We start from the raw sequence: 19,036 nt of genomic DNA, 5'->3' as shown, positions 1-19,036 counted from the left end.
AGATTAAAACCTTTGAAAAACCAGCATTTTTTATTTTCCAAAAAAAAACATCATAACAGATTAAACCTTTTGTATATTTATAAGTCTAAGAAATAAAGAAGTTTTAGTGACGGACGAAGTACAGCTCATTGAGCAATTAAAATCGGATACCCATAAAGAAGCAGCCTTTAGAGAGTTAATAACCCTATATAAAGAGCGCTTGTATTGGCATATTCGAAATATTGTAAAATCGCATGATGATACTGATGATGTTTTGCAAAACACATTTATTAAAATCTATAAAAACATAGGTAATTTTAAAGGTGATAGTAAACTTTTTTCCTGGATGTACCGTATAGCTACTAACGAGTCTATTACGTTTATAAACAAAAATGCCAAACGCTTACAGACAAGTAACCAGGAAGTACAAGATTTAGCTATTAATAATTTAGCTTCCGATGTTTATTTTGAAGGCGATGCTATTCAATTAAAATTACAACAAGCTATTGCAACGCTTCCGGAAAAGCAACAATTGGTTTTTAACATGAAATATTTTGAAGACATTAAATATAAAGATATGTCTGAAATTTTAGAAACAAGTGAAGGCGCTTTAAAAGCATCTTACCATTTGGCAGTCAAAAAAATTGAAGCCTTTTTAACTCAAGATTAAACCTTTTAGAAAAACTCAAGTCTTAATAATAAGATGAAAACAAATAAAATACATAACGTAACTAATTCAGGCTTAAAAGCTCCCAAAGATTATTTCGATAATATTGAAGATCGCTTAATGACTGAAATTAAGCTAAATGAAACCGTAAGTGATTCTGGTTTCAAAGCTCCCGATGGTTATTTCGATACCCTAGAAAGCAGTATTTTAAGTAAAGTTTCAGAAAAAGAAACGACCAAAGTGATTCCTTTGTTCAGCAAAAAGAATCTACTTTATTTCTCAAGTATTGCTGCCGCAGTTCTATTATTATTCAATCTTTCAATTTTTGAAAAAGAAACAAGCTGGGACAGTCTAGACACCGAAACTGTAGAGAACTATATTTTAGATGAAAACGTAGGCTCCTATGAAATCGCCTCACTATTATTAGTAGACGATATATCTGAAGATGATTTTGACTCTTTAGAATTTGCAGACGAAGCTATGGAAGGCTATTTTCTAGAAAACACTTCTATGGAAGATTTAATTATAAAATAAAAAAAAACATGAAAACATATATTTCAACCTTATTCGTACTCTTATTTACCGTAAGTGTATTTGCTCAACATAAAGATCGAGAACGCATACAAGCTTTAAAAGTATCTTTTATTACGGAAAAACTAGACTTAACAGCTAAAGAAGCGCAAGCATTCTGGCCTATTTACAATGCCTACGATGAAAAATCGAGAAAATGTAAATATGAAGATATGCGTGGTATTCGTAAAGAAATAAAAGAGAATGCCGCTACGCTTACCGATGCTAAAGCTGAAGAATTATTAAATAAATTTGTACAGGCCGAAAACACATTACACCAAGAGCGCGTTAACCTTATTGTTAACTTGAAGAAAATTATTTCTCCAAAAAAGATAATTTTATTAAAAGCTACGGAAGATGATTTTAACCGCAAATTATTTGACGAATACAAAAAGCGTAAACGCGAAGGAAAGACGGAATAATATTAAAGATTACACATTAACAATAAAGTCTTTTTCCGAGACTTTATCATAAACATCACGGCTAAAAACATACAATTTAGATGGTTTTTTAGCCGTTCCTTTTTTAGTTTCATTTAAAGGAACAATATATATTTTCTTCAATACTTTCTTTCTAAAGTTTCGGTTATCGAGTTCTATTTCTAAAACCGACTCGAAAGCAAATTGCAATTCATTTAAAGTAAACTTATTAGGCATCAAATCGAATATTATAGGCTCTACCATAATTTTCTGTTTTAAATCCTCGTGCGCATCTTTAATAATTTTACTGTGATCGAAGCCTAACTCCGGCAAAGTATCAATAGAAAACCACTTAAACTCATCTTCATTAACCTCAATACTGTCTAGAGGTTGTGCAAAATAATAAGCAATCGTCATAGATTGGGTTTTTACACCATGGCTACGCACCCAAAGTAAATCTTTATCAGATTTTAATCGTGTTGGATTTCCGTAAGTTCTAAATTGAGTTCTATTAAACTCGCTATATCCTGTAATACCTTCAAAAATAACATTGGCAGATTCCTCTAAAGTTTTACTAATAAAAACACGTCCACCGGTAATCATCCAATCATCGATAACCGGGTAATTTTCATCAAACATATTCAGGGTTCGCTTTCGTAATAAAACGTTTAACCCCAAATCATTTAATCCAAAAATCACACAATCTACCGATACATTATCTCGCTTCCTAAAATCCATTTTTCACCTTAAAAATTCATCTATAAAAAAAATAATAAAATATTTTTATATTCTCTAATATACAATGAAACCGCAAATTTTCAATGCAAATCAATATTTTTTTATGTAAATTTAAAAAGAATTTAAACACCCACACAATACCAAAATAAAATGCCTAATTCTTTATATTTAAACATGGAAAATATAGAAGCGCTAAAAGAAAATGCTTCTACTCCTCTGTTTGATCGCGACCAAGTTAAAACAAGTATTGCACATATTGGCGTGAGCAATTTTCATCGCTCTCATCAAGCGTATTACATGCACAATTTAATTGAAAAGCATCATGAATTAAGTTACGGTATTTGTGGTATCGATTTATTAGATTCCGATAGAAAAACTTATAATGTCTTAAAAGATCAAGACGGGCTTTACACCCTAATAACTAAAGATGCCACTAGCGTACATAAACCTAAAATAATTGGTTCTATTGTAGAATATTTTTTTGGACCAGAAAACCCAATGGCAGTTATTGAACGCTTGGCAAACCCTGATATTAAAATTATTTCCTTAACTATTGCAGAAGATGGTTATCACTTAAATGAAATTACCGGTGTATTTAACCAAAAACATCCTGCTGTAGCGGAAGAAGTTGTAAATCCATTTAACCCAAAAACTGTTTTTGGTTACTTAACGCAAGCTTTTAAACTTAGAAAACTTCGCGGATTATCTGGCTGTACCATTTTATCTTGCGACAACATTAAGAATAATGGCGACACCATGAAACTGTCGTTTTTAAATTACGTAAGTAAGAATGAACCCGACTTATTACCTTGGTTAAAAAGCAATACAACCTTCCCAAACACAATGGTTGATAGAATTACACCTGTTACCCAGCACAAAGATTTAGATGCGCTAAAAAACGACTATTTAATAGAAGACCAGTGGCCTGTAGTTTGCGAATCTTTTACGGAATGGATTATTGAAGACAACTTCTATAAACAAAAGCCAAATTGGGAGCAAGTAGGTATTCAGTTTGTAAAAAATATTGCACCATACCAAAACATGAAATTGCAGCTTTTAAATGCTGGCCATAGTATCTTAGGTGTTCTAGGCACATTGCACGGTTACAAAACCGTACAAGAAGCTGCCAATGACGACGATTTTATTTTATTCCTTGAAACTTTTATGGATCTTGAAGTAACACCAACTTTGGTTGATGCAAAAAACAAAACTATAGAAGAATATAAAACAACTTTAATTTCAAGGTTTAAGAACCCAAATATAAATGATAGTCTGTCTAGGATTTGCAGTGAAAGTTCGGCTAAAATTCCAATTTTCATTTTATCAACACTAAATATTCAGCTTTCAGAAGAAACAAAACATTTTAATCACATAGCTTTTGTAATTGCAGCTTGGTGTAAATACAATGATGGTATTGACGACCAAGGCAATCCTTATAACATAAACGATTCTATAAGTAACACCTTAATTAGGATGGCCGCATTATCGCAGCAAAATCCTATTAAGTTTTTAGAAATAAAATCGATTTTTAAAGACTTAAGCACACACACCGTTTTCACGGAAAAGTATTTTAAATATTTAAGCTATCTAAGAACACACAACATTAAAGAAAGCATTATAAACTTCAATGCTAATTTAATTTAACACTATAAAGCGAGAAAAGCTTTATGACCAAATTCATAAAGCTTCTCAAGCACTATTAACAAAAAACAAACTCTTAACCGCTAATCATTCGTTCTATATCTGTTTGCTTAATTTCTGGATTCGCACCTTCGCTACTTGCTACAATGGCACCAACGGCACAAGCAAAGTTTAAAGCATCTTGCGGTGCTGTTTTATTTAATAATTGTGTAATAATTGAAGCTAAAAACGAGTCGCCAGCACCAACCGTATCGATAACTGTTACCTTATAACCATCGTTATAGTAAAAGGTATTATCTAAATATAAAATAGCGCCTTTACCCCCTTTAGTAACACAAATAGTTTTTGCCTGAGTTTCTTTAGCCATAAACTCAATAGCATCTTCTAAAACATGAGACTTTAAACCCAAATCGCTTGCTATCTCTAAAATTTCATCATCGTTAAACTTAACAAAATCGGCCTGACTCATTAAACACTTAAGCACCTCGGCAGTATAATATGGCTGTCTTAAATTAACATCAAATATTTTATATTTTGCCAATTTTAAAAGCGCATAAAGCGTTTCTCTAGAAACATCATCTCTAGCAATTAAACTTCCAAACACAAAGGCATCTCCATTAGCAACAATAGCTTTTACCTGGTCGTTAAGCTCTATTTTATCCCAAGCTCGAGGAAACATAATATCGTAAGAAGCAGAACCTGTTTCATCTAATATTACTTTTACTTTTCCTGTTTTGTGAGTTGAATCTACCTGAACACCATCAACATTTACGCCTTTTGACTTAATGAATTTAACGATCTCCTCGCCATTTTCATCTTCACCAATACGACTAATCATAGAGACATTATTTCCAAAAGATTGCAACCTAACTGCAACATTTAATGGAGCGCCTCCAATTTTTTTCATGGTTGGAAAAACATCCCACAAGACTTCTCCAAAACTTGTGATATTTGCCATTTTATATAAAATTTACACGATTAATATTCATTTCTAAAACACATTTTTCAATACCGTGTTTCACGATATCTTTATAAGCAGTAGTATAAGCTTCTGTAAAAGGTTTAGAATCTTTTAATTTCCCGAAGATAGATTCAATTTCTAAAAACGTAGTTGGACAATTTTTAGATTCCTTTGCCTTTTCATTTAAAACAGATGCCATAACATCTTTAACATTTATAGCCTTTCCATTTTCATCATTACCCAAACTGTAAATAGCCCAGGCCGCAGTTACTAAAGCTGCATGTTCAATATGGCCATCTAATTTTAACTGCGCGTTTATAGTTGGCAAAATAAATATTGGGAATTTAGCCGAAGTTTCCGAGCAAATTCGATCAATTTGATCCTTAATATAAACATTACCGAAACGTTGTAGTAAAGATACTTCGTAACTTTCTAAATCTACACCTTTGAGGTCACTTAAAATTGGTGCAACTTCCCTACCCATATAAGCTCTTAAAAATGCATTTATCCCAGCATTATTAGCTGCTTCATCTATAGTATCATACCCCATTAAAGCACCTAAAATGCCCAATACAGAATGCCCAGCATTTAATAACTGAAGTTTCATTTTCTCATAAGGCTCCACATTTGGTACAAATTGAGCGCCTACATTTTCCCAGGTTGGTCTTCCTGCAGAAAAATAATCTTCAATTACCCATTGTTTAAAAGGTTCGCAAACAACTGGCCAAGCATCATCAATACCAGAAGTTTCTTTTAAGCTTGAAATATCCGAAGGACTTGTTGCTGGCGTAATTCTATCCACCATAGCATTCGGGAAAGATACATGCTCTTCTACCCAAGCAACCAATACTGGCTCGGCAACGCCTACATAACTTAAAAGCATCTTTTTAGTCATGTGTCCATTACCTTGTATATTATCACAAGACTGAATAGTACAACCTTTTAAACCACGTTCCTTTCTTAATTTCAAAGCCTGGGTTAAGTAACCAAAAATAGTTTTTGGAGCTTCAGCATTAGCTATATCGTGTTGCACTAAAGGGTTTTCAAAATTGAATTCACCTGTTGCCTCATTATAGTTATAGCCACCTTCTGTAATTGTTAAACTAATAATTTTAACATCTGGGCTAGCCATTTTTTCAATTACTTTCTTAGGGTCTTCAGGCGCGTACAACACCTCAACAATAGAACCAATTACACGCTTAGTAAGCGTACCATCTAGCTCTTTTACAACTAGAGTGTACAAGCCATCTTGTTCCTTTAAAGTATTATATATTTTAGCATCAAAATCTAGCAATGCTACACCACAAATACCCCAGTCTGCATTCGATTCATCATGTAATAATTGATCGGTATAAAACGCCTCGTGCGATCTATGAAACCCCCCAATACCAACATGTACAATTCCTGTTTTAACATTATCCCTGTTATATTTAGGAATAGCAACCTCACCCTCAAACCTTGATAGGTTCTGGTTATTTAATTTATAACTTGTCATTTTTTCTAAGTATTATATGATATTATTTGCTATCGAAACGTTGAAGTAACACAGCAAAAATGATGATAGCTCCTTTTACAACTTGCTGCGGATAAGACGGTACATTTAAAAGGTTTAGAATATTTCCTATTAAACCTAAAATAAGCACACCCATTAAGGTATTTATCGCGGTACCTTTTCCGCCATTTAAACTTGCACCACCAATTACAACGGCAGCAATAGCATCTAACTCCCAAGCCATACCCATGTTAGGTGACCCTAAATTGGTTCTTGAAGCTACAATTACAGCAGCAGTTGCTGCTAAAGCTCCAGAGATAGCATAGACTAAAAACTTGTATTTATTAACTTTTATACCAGATAAACGAGATGCTTCTTCATTACTTCCTATGGCAATTATTAATCGTCCAAACACGTTGTAACGCAACATAACCATTGCTAAAATCACAATTAAAAAGAATACAATAGCAATATTTGGAATACCTAATGTAGAATTATTTGCAAAGTTAGACATAAACTCTCCTCCTGGAGTTTTGAAAGTAATTGGAGATCCTTTAGAATAGATAAACCCTAATCCTCTAGCAATCGTCATTAAAGCCAAAGTGGCGACAAAGGGTGCCATTTTTTGAAATGCGACCAGATATCCGGCAATACTTCCTAAGGCAAAACCAATAACAATAGTTAGTACAATTGCCAATGGTAGCACCACAATATTAACTAGAATTGCAAAGGTGACCGCCAGTAAAGCAACCATAGACCCCACAGATAAATCGATTCCTCCTGTTAAAATAACAAGCAACATACCGATACTAATAATACCTATACCCGAAACTTGTTTTAATAAATTTGAAAGATTTGTTGATGTAAAAAACACATCAGAAATTAATGCTGAAAAAACAACCAGCAATATGAAAATGAAAATTGTATTATGTTTTACGAGAAACTTAAGTATACCGCCAGGGCTACTAAGTTGTTGTTTTATTGTTAATGCCATGATTTTTGTTTTTTGTTATAGTTTTGTTAGACTACTTGTTTAAGTTTTTCGCCAATAGAGTAGCGTAAAATGTTTTCTTCGGAAAATTCTTCTTTGGTTAATTCTCCGTAGAATGTACCTTCGTGCATCACTAAAATACGATCTGCAATCCCCATAATTTCAGGCATATCAGAAGAGATTACTACAACTCCAACGCCTTTTTTAGCAACTTCATTAATAAGGTTATAAATTTCAATTTTTGCCCCAACATCAACGCCACGTGTAGGCTCGTCAATAAAAATAACCTTACTATCTATACTTAACCATTTTGCTAAAGCTACCTTTTGTTGATTTCCACCACTTAGGTTTTTAACGTCGACCTCTGAACTTGGAGTTTTTATATTTAATTTTTCAATTAAACCTAACACATTTTTATACTCATCGTCCACATTAATAAAGCCTAGCTTTCCTGAAATACCTGCAAAATTGGTTACACTAATATTTCGTCTAATGGACAATGGTAAAAACACACCGTCTTCTTTTCTATCTTCTGAAACAAAACCAATTTGGTGTCCAACAGCACATACTGGTGAATTTGTTTTTATTTCTTTTCCGTTTAAAATTAAAGTTCCCGATTTTTTCTTGTGAGCTCCAAAAATAAGTTTTGCGGTTTCCGTTCTTCCACTTCCTCCTAAACCTGCAATTCCAAGCACTTCACCAGGACGTACCGAGAATGACACATCGTGAACTAAAGTATCTTTTGCTGTTAAGTTTTTAACTTCAAATATAGGAACGTCTCCTATTTTTACATCACGTGTTGGATACAAATCCTTCAATTCTCTACCAATCATTAAACGAATTACACCATCGGTATCTGTATCTTTTACCGCCATACTTCCAGTATCTACGCCATCTCTAAGCACAGTAACAGAATCTGCTATTTTAAAAATCTCATCTAAATGATGTGAAATGTAAATAATAGAAATTCCCTTATCTCTAAGTTTAAAAAGGTTATCGAATAATTTTTTAGTATCCGTTGGATCGAAAACTGTAGTCGGTTCATCTAGCACCAAAACTTTAGTATCTTCAGAAAGTGCTTTGGCAATTTCAACCACTTGCTTTTGTACAATACTTAAGTTTCTTACGGTTGCAGCCGCATCAATATCAAACCCTAAAGAATCTATTAATTGTTGAGCATCTTTAGTAATTTGTTTCCAGTTCATCCAAAATTTACTTGCACCAAGTTTGTGCAGATAAATATTTTCGGCTACCGATAAATCGTTCACTAAAGATAATTCTTGATACACAACACTAATACCTAAAACCTGTCCGTCGTGAGTGTTTTTCGGACTAATTTCTTCACCATCTAAAATTACTTTTCCAGAATCTTTTTGATGCACACCACTAAGGATTTTAACCAAAGTAGATTTACCTGCACCATTTTCGCCAAGTAAAGCATGGATCTCTCCAGGCTTTACTTTTAAGTTTACATTTTCTAGTACTGAAACAACACCAAAACTTTTTGATATTCCGGTCATTTCAAGACGGTATTCATTATCTGAATTATGCATATCAATAAATTTTAAAGATTAAAATAATGCTTTTGGATTGTAGTACTTAGCAGCGTTTTCTTTAGTAATTAATAAAGGTGCTGTAAATGATGTTTTAGCAAAATCTCTTTTTCCGTTAATATACTCAATAGCATATTGAACAGCATTCTTACCAATTTGCACTGGGCTATTCATTGCTGTACAACCGTAAAAATCGGTATCCATAATATACTTAATAGCTTCTTTTTGTCCGTCTGCACCAGCAACAATTAAAATATCGTCTGTTTTACCAGCTTGAGCAATTGCTTTGATAGCTCCTAATACACAAACATCAGATTCTGTAATTACTACATTAATATCTGGGTGCGCTACTAAAATATCTTCCATCGCTTTTAAACCACCGGCGTAAGACCACTCTGTATAAGCTTGCGTTTTTACATTTAAATCTATTTTACCTTGCGTTCTTAATTGCTCTTCTGTAATACCTTGCAATAAACCTTGCTTGCGAGTTCTTCCAACAGGGTTACCAGCGTTACCACTTAATAAAGCAATATTCATTGTTTTGTTTCCCATTTTTTTAACTAACCACTCACCAGCTAATTCGCCATTTGCTAAATTATTAGACTGAATAGTTGTAACATAATCTGCTGAAGGATCTATAGAACTATCAATAATAAAAACAGGAATTCCAGCTGCTTTCGCCATTTTAGTAACACCAACTAAAGCATCCGGATCTTTTGGGTTTAATAATAAAGCATCAACACCTTTAGTAATTAAATCTTCAACTGCTGCAATCTGTTTATTAATATCATCTTGACCATCTGCAGATAAAAACACCATACCATTTTTCTCTGTTGTAGCTTGTATACTTTGAAGTAATGCTTGGTAATACGGTGCATTTAAAGAAGGTGTACAATACCCTATTTTTTTCCCTGTAAGATCTACTGAACTTGCAAAAGCTTCACTCGTATCTTCCGAAGAGTTAACGGTAGCACTTGTAGAACCAGTTTGTTCCACACAACTAGATAAATTAAATATTAATGCAAGCACCATTAATGGCTTTAAACATTGCCTTAGAACCGAAGTTTTGTTTTTTGTTTTCATAATGAACGTTTTAAAGAATTATTTTGTTTAGTTATTGGTTATTAAAATATTGTAAAATCTACTTGAAGTACTGTTTTCTCTTTTTCTGGATTCCACATAGCAGTTACTCCAATTGGTAAATTATAAGTACCTAATTTAACATTTTTATTGAAGGTTGCCCCTACGTTTATTAAATTACCAGCACCTTCGGTATAAAAAGTTTTATCTGTTACAAAAGACCATGCGCCTCCTGCGAAAAGTGATAAGCTAGAATCTCCTTTTTCCCAAACCTTACTACTCACCTCAAAGTAATGCGTCCAAGAGTCTTCTAAAGAACCATCAGTTTGCACTTCGTAGTCTCCAGAACCACCACCAAGAATGGTAGCAAAGTATAATAACGTATTTGGAGTAACATTGTAACCAAAGTTAAGATCTACAAAGTTGTACCCTTGTGTTTTATCATAACTCCAGTAATGCAATACATCACCACGCTCTTCTACACCTGTGTAGTTATTGTGAGTAACCGCTTCGATAAAGAACTTATCAGAAAAACGATATTTTGTATAAATAGAAAATTCTTGATAGTGAGCACCAACATTTTCACCTGTAATTTTATTAGTAACATCTACTGTTGTTAAACTCGCACCGCCCCAAACACCAAAAGTGAATTTAGCATCTCTTGAATTAAACTCTAAATTAGTAGCAAGCATAGCACCTGGATGCACAACAAACCCATGCCATAAATGCATGTTTTTTAAATGAGCACCAGCTGTAAAAGCCTTATAATCATCGTTTACTAAATCGTCTTGTCCCTGTACAGAGTTAAAACCAAAAAAAAGCACAGCTAGTAAAATAGCCTTAATAGAAGATAAATTAGAATGGTTACTAATTCTTTGAAGTGGTAGTTTCATAATTTCAGTATTTAGTTTAGTTTTTTAAAAAAACGTACTTTGGACGTTTATTTTTTCAAATATATATAATTATATTTAATATTTCCAAATAAAAAATAAAACAATACACTACAAAACAGATGATTACAGTGTCATTTTCGCGTTAAAAAAAACCAAAACCCTTTACAAACAAGAGGTTTAACGTACTTATAACGCTTGTAAATAAAATAAGAAAAATTTAAAAAAAACACTAGAATTTTACTAAATTCTAAATAATTGAGGTAAAATTCATAAGACTTGACAATCCACAAGGTAAATAAAAAATATTATTTTTCCTACAATTAAAATTTTAAAATGAAGAGAATCTACTATTTAAAATGAAGTTTAGACACTTTTCCTGCTCCAGCAGCATAAGCGATTGAATCGTTAACAAAGCGTATAGTATAAAAACTATCATCACTAACGTGTTTCCAAGTCTCACCGGCATCATTAGAAACATCGATACCATTAAAACCTACTGCAACCAACTTTTTCCCGTTAGATTCGGGAACATATTGCACACAACTACGATATCCTGGGTTTGTTCCACTAGCAACAACCTGCCATGTTTTACCACCATCGGAAGTTCTTATTTTATTAGCAACATTAGCATCAGGCTTCGTGTAATCGCCACCAATAGCAAAACCATGCTGGGCATCATAAAAATCTATTGAGTACATTCCCGTAGTTTCTGTGCCTTGTATAATAGGAGTTTCAAAAGCTTGCCATGTTTCTCCTTTATCCGGAGAATACAATATTCTACTCGACTTTCCTCCTGTTGCAACCCAAGTATGCTTACCAACAATAGCAATGTTGGTGTCGCTGGCAGCAAAAGCAGCTTCACCTTCTTTAGCTTTTGGTAAATTTTCGCATGGAATTTTAGACCAACTATTTCCTCCGTCTCTGGTGATTATAATACTTAAACATACCTCGGTAGGATCGCCAATAGCAATACCCTCTTGATCGTTCCAAAAATCTAGAGCATCATAAAATACTTTTGGATGGTTCTCTTGATAAACAAGCTGCTTCTCATCGTTTTTAATTTTATATAATCTCGCCGGACTCTCAATAGATAATCCGAAACCGTTTTTTGAAGTTACAGCTAGCGACCTAAAATTATTTTTAACTGAATCTGGCGCCACAGCTATAGGATAGACAATATTTAAACTGTTATCAATATCGCTATTATAAATATGTCCTGCTTTTCCGTTTGAAGTTAAAAAGAAAGCGCCATTATTTTCCTTAACAATTTCTAATGCTCTAACATTTAAAAGTGAATCTTCTAGTAAATGCCCAACCTCAACAGTACTAATATGTTTTTCTGGTAACTGATAATGGTTTCCACATGACAACAAACTAAGTAACACTAAAACAATAAGACCTATATTTTTCATAAACACAAATTTAGTCAAAAATTAAAAAAGCTCCAGCTTTTACGCATGGAGCCTTTAGAGCTATTAAACAAAATTTAACCTACTATTAATATTGACCTAATCAAATAGTTATATTTATATTTCTTGTTTTAAAGCTTTAACATCGGTAATTAATTGAGCCATGGACGCTCTATTTAAACCATTATAAATTCCTCTAATATGTTTATTTTTATCAATTAACAAGAAATTTTCAGTGTGTAAAAAATCATCAACACTTTTTACTTCTCCTAAATCACTTTCAACAAAATAATGATCTCTCCCGAGGGCATAAATTTCATCTCTACTACCTGTTACTAAATGCCATTTATTATCTATAACATCATTTTTATTGGCGTACGCGCGCAAAACACTAACAGAATCTGTACTTGGCATTACGGAATGTGATAACAATAAAACATCCTGATCGTTTTTAAATTCCTCTTGAATTTTCGCCATATTACCCGTCATTTTTGGACAAATACCTGGGCAGGTTGTAAAAAAGAAATCGGTTACATAAATTTTATCCTTAAAAGTATCTTGAGTAACTGTTTCTCCTGATTGATTTGTTAATGAAAAATCTGGAATTTTATGAAACGCTTTTTCTTCTTCTGTATTTGGCGTTAACCAATGTGGTGTAAAAGATTCATCGTTGTAATACGGCAAATAATCTACTCTACTATTTTCAACAACTTTAATATTTTCTTTTTTAACTTCATTCTTACAGCCTGTAAAAACTAGCAGCACTATAATAAATAGATATTTCATAACATTATTTTTTCCTGATAATTACTTCATCTTCTAACCTAACACATGATGTTGCTCTTCTCATACCGAAAACACGACCATTTTTGGCTTCATAATTAACATACATTTTGCCATTAGCCAACCAAGCTTTTTGAAAACCATGTTCTTTTCCATCAACAAAATTTCTTAATTTATTCAATTGCCCATCTGAAAACCATTTTCTTTCAACACCTTGCTTTACGCCGTTTTCATAATAAGTTTCACCTGACAAAAGGCCATTTTCCCACCAAGTTTTGTAGCTACCTACTAACCGATTATTTTTATAATAAGATTCTAATTGAAGCTTTTCGTTTCTAGTCCAACGTTTTGCAACACCTTCTCTTTTACCATTGTAAAAACCCCATTTTTCTTCTAAAATCCCATTTGGGTAGTACTTTAATGAAAAACCATTATAAGGTTGATCTTTATAATACCAGATACCTTTATTTCCATTAAGAACCAATTCTTCTTTTAAAACTTCAACACTATCAATAACGATTAACTCATTTTCAACAGCAGAGGTATTAGCAGTTTTGCTAGATATACCTTTTTCACAACTCGTGATTGATAAAGCAATAAGTATAAAAAGAAGAATTGGCTTCATAATTATTTAAATTTAGTATCCTTGAAATGGCCCAGCAAAAACAACATACGCTGGTGTATATGCATAATTACTTGCAGCATAAACTTCATTAATAATATGATAATGATACTCCTCTGCGCCATCTGTATATTGCGTAACAGACGTATGACCACCTGAAGCATCTAAATCTGTAGGCGTTCCTCCTGTTGAATTACATTGTCTTCCATAAATAAAAACACCATCTAGTAATATACCCACTAAATTATCATCATCGCTCGTAATTGGTGTTGGCTCTAAATGATAGTGATACACGCCAGGACCTTTATGTCCACCAGCCCAATCTAGACTCCCTGCAGCCTCATCTAAATCGCCCGCACCTTCCTGATCGTTGAAAATAGCAGATCCACTAACCGCTATACCAATGGTACCTAATTGCGTAGTAACAGTAGCGCCAGTTAAGTCTGGTGTTGCATCAACTGTAAAACTAGAAGCTTCACCTTGTCCACCACCTATATAAGTGCCTTGAGTTGTTTTTGAAACATCTGGCTCATCGATGTAAAGCGCATTATCTGTTTCCCAATACACTGAGGTATGATCTGGATACCCAGTTGTTTCAATGTAAACCTCCGTACCATCATCAGATAAAATAGCCGTAACCGCATCTGAATTAAATGCCGCAAAAGCAGCGTGTAATTCTGTTACTGCTTCTCCTTCTTCATCATTATCAGCTTCTTCAGAACTGCTATCCTCACTGCCACTGCACGCAAGTACCGACATTAATATCAAAGCTAAAAAGCTCGAATACGGCACTATTTTTTTAATTTCCTTTTTCATTTTAATCTATTCTTTAAAGTTATATATAATTGATATGTTTTTTTAGATGTGTTTATAAAAATAAACTTGCGCCAATTTTCACTTTTTATTCATAAGAAAAAGAAACACCCCAAAAACATTGAGCTTTTGAGGTGTTTTTTCTTAAAAATATTTATAAATATTAATCATTTAAGTAACTACTTACTGCAGATGCCCTGCTAGACACATGACTTTTTAAACCACTTACAGAAGATTGAAAATCGGCACTTGAGTTTAAAAACGTATAACCCGAAACCTCGGCATTTGCATATTCTTCTAGTAAAGATGAATAAGAATCGTACAAGGCTTGCATAGCACTTGTTTCAAAAGGCCCATCGACAACTTCCTGAACATAAGCATCGTATTTTGCTCTGTAAACCTCATCACTATAGATATAACCAATTAATGGCCATGTTGATGAATTTAATCCTGAAAAATCTAAAGACAATGCACCTCCTTGTTTCCCTGTTTGTAAAGACTCGTTGTTATCCCAAGGAATCCAGTTTAATTTACCGGTATCAGGATTATTATACAAAAAGTAATTATGCGTCATTCTACCATAAGTATCCCAGTTTTGAATAACCGTATTTACAGCTAAATATTTTAAATACACATCGGTATCAAAAACTGTTTCTAAACTCGCTCTCCATGCTGCTGCATCGGTAGTTCTAGAACCATCATTAATAATATCTAGTAAGTTTGCAACATCGGTAAAATCAGCCTCATCTTCGTTTGTTTTTTTAACATATTCATCTTCATCATAAGTACCACTAGCAAAACTTGCGGCATCTCCGTCTGGTTTGTATAAATTACCCTCGTTATCATCATATTGCGTATCAATAACCGTATCATCAACCTCTTCTACCAAAGTATAAACCCCAAAATATTGTGGCCCATCACCATGATCTACATACACCGTATAAAACGCGGTATGTGATGCTACTAAACCTGCATTTCTAAAGACATCTGTGGCCACTTTTTCGCGCATCATAGAACTATCATCATAATTATTTTTAAGACTCAATTTCTTAAAGCCATAAAAGCGTTGGTTTTTTATTTGCGGATAATCATCTTCAAATTCATCAAAGTCAAGCTTGAATGATAACTTTAAAATACCAGCCTGCCAAGCACTTTGTAAGCTTGAATTTCCTTTAAAACGAATACCAACACGATACCATTCTTTATCTTGATAAAAAACTTCCCCAGGAACAAAAACCGGATCTTCATCTGAAAAAGCAGAATTACCACCACCCCTAGAACCGAAGGTTCCGTAAAGATTAGTCATATCATCAAGCATAGTATCCCAACGGTCTTCTGTGATTACAATATCTAAACGTTTCACAGTACCATCCTCGAACACCTCATCAAAATCACCATCCACATCATTACTATGTGTTTCCGTTGTCCAATCTGTCGCTTCAAAATCAGCATCATCTGTAGTTACAACAATATCAACATCGTCTTCTTCGTCTGCAGATTCATTAAAAGTATTATCATTAGCGCAAGAAAAAGCAAGCGCGAGAAAAGTAGATAAAAATAGAGTTTTTAAATATTTCATGTTTTTAATTTTAGTTTGTTAATCTTTCTTTTTTTTCGATTTATTCTTAATTGTATACATATATTTTAAGCCAACAATATTGGTAACATCGGGTAAATCGACATTCAATTCTTTTTCAAAACGATAGAAAACACCAATCTCTCCAAAGTTTTTAATTTTATAATCTGTACCAAACGTTAACCTGTATTTGCTAAAGCCATTTTCATCTTCTTTTTCAAAATGATTAAATAGTTCTGCTGAAAATTTAGGATCCAATTTCCAGTTATTGATATTATATTCTACAGATGCTTTTAAACGAACATTCTGGTTTGCATAATCGCCCTCTTCTGAAGACACACCCAATTCATTTTTATTTTGATAACGCAAACGATAACCAAGTTTAAAATTATCTAACTCATGCTTGTAACTAACATCGATATTGAAACGAAAATGATTCTCGTAACCTTGAATATTTCCTTGATTATCATTCTGACGAATATATCTAAGACCTCCTGCTAGTTTAAAATCTTTAAACAACTTATACTCGGCATTAAGTTGAGTAAAATATTCATCTATCACAGATATATCCTCCTTTAACCGCAACTGCTCTTCTAAACTAAACGTCCATTTTTTATCTAATTTATACTCTAATCCTATCGTATTCCAAGATCCCCAATCACTATCACCAGACTGCGCAAAACTTAAGCAACCACTAAGCATAGCAACCCATATAACATTTAATAAGAAGCAACGCCTTAACCTAATCCCTTTAATTTGATTCTTCATATTATTTTCTGTTGTAGTAATAAATAGTTAACACTGCTGTATCTCTTAAAAAGTCTACATTGCCAATCGAAACATTGTTAATCGTTAAACCTGTTCGATCCTCCAAATCCGTCTTAAGCAACTCGTAATTCTCTGGTTTAATATTTTCTATATTTTCGTAGACAATCTCTTTAGTGACTTCATGTTTTAAATGCCAAAACTTTTCAATTATAGCTATAGAAATTACCACAACAGTATTAGCTAGAAGAATTTCGGAATAACTCATTTTTTTATTAGCCAAAGAGTTCATTACAGAAACACCAATAACAACAAACAAATAGGTCATTTCTTTAATATCGATAGCATCTGTTCGGTACCGTATAATACCGAAAATCGCAAAGAGACCTAGAGCCATACCAATATCTAATTCGAATTTTTTAAGCGTAAAACACAAGAAAAACACGATAAAACTTATCATATAAAAAGTAAACAAATAATCTTTTCGTCTAGACGATGTATAATACAACCAACGTATAATTAGCGTTAAAAACCCTAAGTTTATTGTAAAACGGAAAGCCATTTTAAAAAAATCGTCATCGAAAATTGGTATCTCTAAAAACTCCATAGTTATGCTGTAATGTTATTGATTTTTATTAATTTCTTTTTAAACACATTGTACTTTACATCGTTGTACAAGCTTATCATACCAATGCAATATTTACTTATACTATAAGGATGCTGGCGTAAAGATTTTAAAGCTTTTACTATTGCAGAATTTCTATTGAAACGCTCTTGCTTAACTTCCACAACAACTAAATCATTGTAGTTTTTCTCTGTTTCGTTAATTTTAAAAGAAAGGTTTAAATCTATAGTAACACGCTCTTTACTTTTTAAATTCACTAAGGTTACTCGATTAAAACCATTCCAGAGGCTAGGCTCCAAATTAAAGTCTTCGTTTGTAGTTTCAGCAATAAAGGCCTCTGATGATTTTGATAAATTCAACTCAAAATCTTTTACAGGAATTCGTGTTTTATTCGTTTCTCCTTTACCATTCTTTTGTTTAATTTCAAGAAAGCAGAGATTAGATTCTACATATTTGCGCTGTCTAATTTTTGTTCTATTATTTTTCCCGTTATGGTGATCGTTGTAAAACTTATTGTCCGCGGTATCGAAATACAACGATGAATAACTCATTACCCTATCTGTATTAATTTCTAAAACCCGATATTCGTGTTCTACTGTATTTAAAATAGAAACCAACTGGGTTTTATTAATTACAAACTTAGTATCGGTTCGCTTCATTAAGGCTACACTATTCATTTCATCTAACGAAATAGAAGAAAACCTACTCATTATTTTTTGAATGTTTTGTGGCATATTATCAACTTATTTAATATTAATAAAACGTTATTAAATTGTTACATAAAGTTTAGATGCCCATCTGTTTTAAAACTTGCGCTTATATTATGTTAAAAAAATCTTAACAAAAAAAAGACTCAAAATTTTTAAATTTTGAGTCTTGAAAAAACTACAATGAGAGTTATAGTTTGTATTATAAATAATTAAGCAATTACCTTCTTTGTGGACGCTCTGGCTTTGGAGCATTTTTTAATTCTGCCTCAGATAAAAAACCATCTTGATCAGTATCAACTTTAGAGAAATCGTTTTTCAAAGGCCCTTTAACTTCACTTTTAGAAAGTTTACCATCCTTATCAGCATCCATTTGTTCTAACAACTCCGTGTAAGTTGGCATACCTTTCCCTTGACCTTTACTCTTCTTTTCCGATTTTGCTTCTTTTGCCTTCGGTTTCATTTCATCTTCAGTAATAAAACCATCTTTATCGGCATCAATTGTAGCAAACTGTTCTTTTAAAGGTCCGTCTACTTCATTTTCCGATAGTTTACCATCTTCATTAGCATCTAGTTTTTTTAACAACTCACTAAATGATGGCGGTTTTTGATTTCCCTTTTCTTCCGACTGTGCAAATGTTTGAGTCGAACCTAATAATGCCAATCCAAAAACTAAGGCACCTGTTTTAAATGTTTTATTTTTCATCTTAAAAATTATTTTAATGTTTATATGAATTTAGATGATATTGTGT

The 19,036-nt window shown here is 32.9% G+C and carries 20 protein-coding genes; 4 read left to right on the top strand and 16 right to left on the bottom strand.

What is annotated here, in order from left to right; genetic code table 11:
- The first annotated feature begins 106 nt into the window (after positions 1-106).
- From GQR98_RS11270 to GQR98_RS11260, 3 genes are read left to right on the top strand one after another with little or no spacing between them, the layout of a single operon-like run.
- A complete protein-coding gene (locus GQR98_RS11270; protein ID WP_159019585.1) occupies positions 107-649 on the top strand; it encodes an RNA polymerase sigma factor in 543 nt (180 codons plus the stop codon).
- Positions 650-682: 33 nt separating this feature from the next.
- Positions 683-1,180: a hypothetical protein gene (locus GQR98_RS11265; RefSeq protein ID WP_159019584.1), complete on the top strand. Its 498-nt coding sequence runs from the start codon at positions 683-685 to the stop codon at positions 1,178-1,180.
- A gap of 8 nt (positions 1,181-1,188) precedes the next feature.
- Positions 1,189-1,638, top strand: a complete 450-nt coding sequence (locus tag GQR98_RS11260) for a Spy/CpxP family protein refolding chaperone (RefSeq protein ID WP_159019583.1) — start codon at positions 1,189-1,191, stop codon at positions 1,636-1,638.
- Between the two features lie 9 nt (positions 1,639-1,647).
- On the opposite strand, the gene GQR98_RS11255 is transcribed toward GQR98_RS11260, so the two are convergent.
- Positions 1,648-2,373, bottom strand: a complete 726-nt coding sequence (locus tag GQR98_RS11255; RefSeq protein ID WP_159019582.1) for an NUDIX hydrolase — start codon at positions 2,371-2,373, stop codon at positions 1,648-1,650.
- Between the two features lie 174 nt (positions 2,374-2,547).
- Between GQR98_RS11255 and GQR98_RS11250 the strand changes: the two genes are divergently transcribed.
- The gene (locus GQR98_RS11250; protein ID WP_233268000.1) at positions 2,548-4,017 is read left to right on the top strand and encodes a mannitol dehydrogenase family protein; all 1,470 of its coding nucleotides are present in this window, start codon (positions 2,548-2,550) and stop codon (positions 4,015-4,017) included.
- Positions 4,018-4,090: 73 nt separating this feature from the next.
- Here GQR98_RS11250 and GQR98_RS11245 read toward each other — a convergent pair whose 3' ends face one another.
- The 15 genes from GQR98_RS11245 to GQR98_RS11175 all read right to left on the bottom strand — a co-directional run bounded on the left by GQR98_RS11245 (position 4,091) and on the right by GQR98_RS11175 (position 18,990).
- Complete coding sequence (locus tag GQR98_RS11245; protein WP_159019580.1) at positions 4,091-4,972, bottom strand: carbohydrate kinase family protein; 882 nt, start codon at positions 4,970-4,972, stop codon at positions 4,091-4,093.
- Between the two features lies 1 nt (position 4,973).
- Complete coding sequence (locus tag GQR98_RS11240; protein WP_159019579.1) at positions 4,974-6,470, bottom strand: mannitol dehydrogenase family protein; 1,497 nt, start codon at positions 6,468-6,470, stop codon at positions 4,974-4,976.
- A 22-nt stretch (positions 6,471-6,492) separates the two neighbouring features.
- Entirely contained in the window at positions 6,493-7,461 is a 969-nt protein-coding gene (locus GQR98_RS11235) for an ABC transporter permease (protein ID WP_074937873.1), read from the bottom strand.
- 26 nt (positions 7,462-7,487) lie between these two features.
- On the bottom strand, positions 7,488-9,011 hold the full coding sequence (locus GQR98_RS11230; protein ID WP_159019578.1) for a sugar ABC transporter ATP-binding protein: 1,524 nt from the start codon (positions 9,009-9,011) through the stop codon (positions 7,488-7,490).
- 18 nt (positions 9,012-9,029) lie between these two features.
- Complete coding sequence (locus tag GQR98_RS11225; protein ID WP_159019577.1) at positions 9,030-10,094, bottom strand: substrate-binding domain-containing protein; 1,065 nt, start codon at positions 10,092-10,094, stop codon at positions 9,030-9,032.
- Between the two features lie 41 nt (positions 10,095-10,135).
- Positions 10,136-10,984, bottom strand: coding sequence for a hypothetical protein (locus GQR98_RS11220; RefSeq protein ID WP_233267999.1), 849 nt, complete (start codon positions 10,982-10,984; stop codon positions 10,136-10,138).
- Positions 10,985-11,331: 347 nt separating this feature from the next.
- Positions 11,332-12,396: a WD40/YVTN/BNR-like repeat-containing protein gene (locus GQR98_RS11215; RefSeq protein WP_159019576.1), complete on the bottom strand. Its 1,065-nt coding sequence runs from the start codon at positions 12,394-12,396 to the stop codon at positions 11,332-11,334.
- 114 nt (positions 12,397-12,510) lie between these two features.
- Positions 12,511-13,179, bottom strand: a complete 669-nt coding sequence (locus tag GQR98_RS11210) for an SCO family protein (RefSeq protein WP_159019575.1) — start codon at positions 13,177-13,179, stop codon at positions 12,511-12,513.
- Between the two features lie 4 nt (positions 13,180-13,183).
- On the bottom strand, positions 13,184-13,801 hold the full coding sequence (locus GQR98_RS11205; protein WP_159019574.1) for a toxin-antitoxin system YwqK family antitoxin: 618 nt from the start codon (positions 13,799-13,801) through the stop codon (positions 13,184-13,186).
- Positions 13,802-13,813: 12 nt separating this feature from the next.
- Positions 13,814-14,614 (bottom strand): YHYH protein, encoded by an 801-nt coding sequence (locus GQR98_RS11200; protein ID WP_159019573.1) that lies wholly within the window; start codon positions 14,612-14,614, stop codon positions 13,814-13,816.
- Positions 14,615-14,774: 160 nt separating this feature from the next.
- Positions 14,775-16,190, bottom strand: coding sequence for a CotH kinase family protein (locus GQR98_RS11195; RefSeq protein ID WP_159019572.1), 1,416 nt, complete (start codon positions 16,188-16,190; stop codon positions 14,775-14,777).
- Between the two features lie 18 nt (positions 16,191-16,208).
- The gene (locus GQR98_RS11190) at positions 16,209-16,955 is read right to left on the bottom strand and encodes a DUF2490 domain-containing protein (protein ID WP_159019571.1); all 747 of its coding nucleotides are present in this window, start codon (positions 16,953-16,955) and stop codon (positions 16,209-16,211) included.
- A gap of 1 nt (position 16,956) precedes the next feature.
- The gene (locus GQR98_RS11185) at positions 16,957-17,559 is read right to left on the bottom strand and encodes a DUF4956 domain-containing protein (protein WP_159019570.1); all 603 of its coding nucleotides are present in this window, start codon (positions 17,557-17,559) and stop codon (positions 16,957-16,959) included.
- 2 nt (positions 17,560-17,561) lie between these two features.
- Positions 17,562-18,287: a polyphosphate polymerase domain-containing protein gene (locus tag GQR98_RS11180; RefSeq protein WP_159019569.1), complete on the bottom strand. Its 726-nt coding sequence runs from the start codon at positions 18,285-18,287 to the stop codon at positions 17,562-17,564.
- Between the two features lie 217 nt (positions 18,288-18,504).
- Positions 18,505-18,990: an EF-hand domain-containing protein gene (locus tag GQR98_RS11175; RefSeq protein ID WP_159019568.1), complete on the bottom strand. Its 486-nt coding sequence runs from the start codon at positions 18,988-18,990 to the stop codon at positions 18,505-18,507.
- Positions 18,991-19,036 lie beyond the last annotated feature (46 nt).

Origin of the sequence: Algibacter sp. L3A6 (assembly GCF_009796825.1) — a bacterium.
In the GTDB taxonomy this organism is placed as follows: domain Bacteria; phylum Bacteroidota; class Bacteroidia; order Flavobacteriales; family Flavobacteriaceae; genus Algibacter.
The sequence above is the reverse complement of the archived record's forward strand: the minus strand, read 5'-3'. Positions and strand labels throughout refer to the sequence as shown.